We start from the raw sequence: 3,235 nt of genomic DNA, 5'->3' as shown, positions 1-3,235 counted from the left end.
TTTGTGTGGGTTTAACAGGGGTGTACAAAACAAAACGCGCGCGCCCCCCGGGGGTAGCCCGGGGCCCGGGGCCCCCCCCCGGCCCCCCCGCCGGGGCCCCGCCCCCCCCGGGGTGGGCGCCCCCCGGCGCCGTAGGCGTCGATCCCCTCGGCGTCGGCGTCGTCCGGGCGCCACAGCGGGATCGGCACGAGGCCGGGCTCCACCATCGTCAGCCCGGAGAAGCAACTGGCGAGATCCTCCGGGCTGCGCAGGATGTACGGCACACCGCCGTTCTCGGCCAACCGCTGCGCGCCGGAGACCACCGCCGGGCTGGTGTTGGTGCCGTCCCAGAGCACCAGGTGGCTGCCGGACGCGGTCGCGTCCATCGTCCGCCCGACGATCGAACGCACCACGTCCAGGTCCGGCTCGTACCCCAGCACACCCATGAACATGACCGCGATCGGCTGGTCGAAGTCCAGCGTCCGCGCCGCCTCGGCGAGGATCCTCTCCGGGTCGTGGTAGTCGGCCGGAACGTACGTGGTGACGCCCTGCGGGGTCGTGCTGGCCAGCAACGCGCGGGCGTGCACGAGGACCATCGGGTCGTTGTCGACGTAGACGATCCGCGAGTCGGGCGTGACGTCCTGGGCGACCGCGTGGGTGTTCTGCATGGTGGGCAGGCCCGTGCCGATGTCCAGGAACTGCCGGATGCCCGCCTCGGCGGCCAGATGCCGTACGGCCCGCACCAGGAACCGGCGGGACTGCTGCGCCATCACGACGATCTCCGGGTAGACCTCGGCGACCGCGTCACCGGCCGCCCGGTCGGACTGGAAGTTGTCCTTCCCGCCCATCCAGTAGTTCCAGATCCGCGCCGCGTGCGGCACGTCGGGCTGAAGCGTCGTGGTGAGTTCGGCGTCCGGGCCGGCCATGCCAGGCTCCTATCGAGGGGTTCGTCGGGGTGGGTAGCACTCCGGATTGTCCACGATCGACGGTGCCGGCCCGGACCGGGTCACGGCGCGTCCACGACCTCCCGGCCCAGCGGCCAGAACGCCGCGGGGACGAGCTTGAAGTTGGCGACGCCGAAGGGGATTCCGATGATGGTGACGCAGAGCGCGATGCCCGCGAGGATGTGGGACAGGGCGAGCCACCAGCCCGCCAGCACCACCCACAGAACGTTCGCCAGCCCGGATCCGACGCCCGCGCCCGGCTTGGGCACCAGGGTGCGACCAAAGGGCCACAACGAGTAGACAGCGAGGCGCAACGAGGCGACGCCGAACGGGATGGTGATGACCAGGACGAAGCAGACCAGCGCGGCGAAGCCGTAGCCGATCGCCAGCACGAGGCCACCACCGAAGACGAGCCACAGGACGTTCAGGACGAAGCGAATCACCCCTTCAGCATGAGCGACGCGCGCCACCGGGGGCCCGGCCGCCGTCAGTCCGGCAGCCCGCCGCAGGCGACACCGTCGATCGTGCACGCCGTGGGCGTCGCGCCGACCGCCGCGCCGTTGACCCGGAACGTCACACGGACCGAGGCGCTGCCCGGCACCTGCCCGACGCTTCCGTCCGGCACGAACGTCCACACCGCGCCGTCCTGCGTGGCCCGCGCGCCCTGGACCGCGCTGACGCGCAGCGACTCCCGGGGCAGCGTGATGGCCAGCGTCCACTGCGTCACCGGAGCCGGCCTCGGATTGCTGACGGTCACGGCGGCACCGTAGCTGAGCAGGGCCTGGTCCTCGATGGCGAAGTCGGCGCCGAGAGCGGCCGGGGTCGGCGACGCCGACGAGGGGGTCACGGCCGGCGCGCTGGTCGGCGGCTCGACGGGCGGCGGGGCCGCGTTGACCGACGGCGGCGCGGACGTGGGCGGGCTGCTGGCCGCCGGCTTCGCCTGCCCCCGGGGTGTACCGGCCGTGGGGGTGCCCAACTGGTCCACCGACGGGGGCGGATCGAGGGTCACCGGCGCCAACTGCTCCGGCGTGCGCACCACACCGATGATGGAGATCACCGTCGCCACCACCACACCGAGCGCCGCGAGCACGGCGATCCAGGTGGCCCGTGACACATCGCCCCGGCCGGTGACCACCCGCCGTACGGCTGCGGCGGCGGCCACGATCCGGTCCAGCAGAATGATCGCCACAGTACGCTGTGGCTGCGGCGGTGTTGCCGGCACTGCCTCTCCCCTTCACTTCATTCCCGGACGCCAACCCGCGACCGCTGGGTCGCGGTGGCACCCGGCCGTCACAGGGCGCGCAACCCGACAAGTATCGACTCGAGCAGCTCCTGCGACGGCAGCTCCGACAGCGTCGGTGGTTCGTGCGTCTCGACCAGACCCGCCCCGAGCAGGTCACCGAGGAGGACCCGGACGGTGCCCAGGGGCAGATCCAGCTCGGCGCTGACCTCGGCCACCGACACTGGATGGTGACACAGCTCGACGATCCGCGCCTGTTCGGGGAAGAGTGCCGTGGGCGGTGTGGCCTGCCGCCGCGCGACGACCAGCGAGATGAGGTCGAAGCGGCCCCGCTCGGGTGCGGTGCGCCCACCGGTCATCGTGTACGGACGGGCCACCGGGCCGGCGTCGTCGTCGTACCACGCCTCGTCAGCGGAGCCGGCGCTGTGCACCAGAGTCCCCGCTTCTCGCCGCGGAGGCCGGGCCCAGGGTGATCGGCAGGTGCCGTTCGGCCTGCCCCACGAAGAGCGCGACCTCGTACGCCATGTCACCCACCTCGGTCTCGTCGCCGGCGATCCGGACGGTGAGGATCGTCCCGTTCGGAATGGTGGCGACGAACAGGAACGCCCGCGACATCTGCACGACGATCTGGCGCAGCCCGCCCGCGTCGCAGGTCCGGGTGGCGGCCAGCCCCAACGCCAGCAGACCGGCGACCACGCCGGAGATCTGTTCGGCCAGCTTCGGCTCCACCCGTCGGGAACCGCCGAGCGGGAGCCCGTCCGGGGAGAGCACGACGGCGAACTCCGCCCCGCGTACCCGGTCGACCAGACGGTCCAGCGCGCCGGTCAGGCTGTCCGCGGTGACCACTGCATGCGTCATCGATGTCTCCTCGTTGCTCTCGTGACCGGCAGCTCGACGGTGTCGGGGCCGGTGCTGCCGGGTTCGGGCCCGGTCGGCCCGGATTCGGGCCCGGCGGCCCGGGACTGGCGGACCCGCATCGGCAACTCGCCGGCACCGCCCGCCCGGCCCGCGTCGGGCGCGTGGGGGCCGCTGTGACCCGGCCGGCGCGCGGGCCCGGGGACCGCCACGGCAG

Annotated in this window: 6 protein-coding genes; all 6 read right to left on the bottom strand. The window is 72.9% G+C overall.

Annotation, left to right across the window (positions count from 1 at the left end; all coding sequences use genetic code 11):
- Positions 1-11 precede the first annotated feature (11 nt).
- Positions 12-905: an SAM-dependent methyltransferase gene (locus ABZU46_RS31490; RefSeq protein ID WP_354863333.1), complete on the bottom strand. Its 894-nt coding sequence runs from the start codon at positions 903-905 to the stop codon at positions 12-14.
- An 80-nt stretch (positions 906-985) separates the two neighbouring features.
- A complete protein-coding gene (locus tag ABZU46_RS31485; RefSeq protein ID WP_354863332.1) occupies positions 986-1,366 on the bottom strand; it encodes a YccF domain-containing protein in 381 nt (126 codons plus the stop codon).
- A gap of 44 nt (positions 1,367-1,410) precedes the next feature.
- Positions 1,411-2,112: a cellulose binding domain-containing protein gene (locus ABZU46_RS31480; protein WP_354863331.1), complete on the bottom strand. Its 702-nt coding sequence runs from the start codon at positions 2,110-2,112 to the stop codon at positions 1,411-1,413.
- A gap of 101 nt (positions 2,113-2,213) precedes the next feature.
- Positions 2,214-2,594 (bottom strand): DUF742 domain-containing protein, encoded by a 381-nt coding sequence (locus ABZU46_RS31475; protein ID WP_354863330.1) that lies wholly within the window; start codon positions 2,592-2,594, stop codon positions 2,214-2,216.
- Positions 2,572-3,021 carry a roadblock/LC7 domain-containing protein gene (locus ABZU46_RS31470; RefSeq protein ID WP_354863329.1) on the bottom strand — a complete coding sequence of 150 codons (450 nt, stop codon included), beginning with the start codon at positions 3,019-3,021 and terminating at the stop codon, positions 2,572-2,574. Before ABZU46_RS31470 ends, ABZU46_RS31475 begins: the two co-directional genes overlap by 23 nt.
- Positions 3,018-3,235, bottom strand: a 218-nt coding sequence (locus ABZU46_RS31465; protein ID WP_354863328.1) for a hypothetical protein, incomplete at its 5' end; no start/stop codon positions are given. The genes ABZU46_RS31470 and ABZU46_RS31465, both read right to left, overlap by 4 nt.

Origin of the sequence: Micromonospora sp. NPDC005197, assembly GCF_040608295.1 — a bacterium.
Classification (GTDB): domain Bacteria; phylum Actinomycetota; class Actinomycetes; order Mycobacteriales; family Micromonosporaceae; genus Micromonospora.
The sequence above is the reverse complement of the archived record's forward strand: the minus strand, read 5'-3'. Positions and strand labels throughout refer to the sequence as shown.

Coding starts and splice junctions, on each gene's coding strand:
- ABZU46_RS31490 (WP_354863333.1), bottom strand. CDS start 905: ATGGCCGGCCCGGACGCCGAACTCACCACGACGCTTCAGCCCGACGTG.
- ABZU46_RS31470 (WP_354863329.1), bottom strand. CDS start 3,021: ATGACGCATGCAGTGGTCACCGCGGACAGCCTGACCGGCGCGCTGGAC.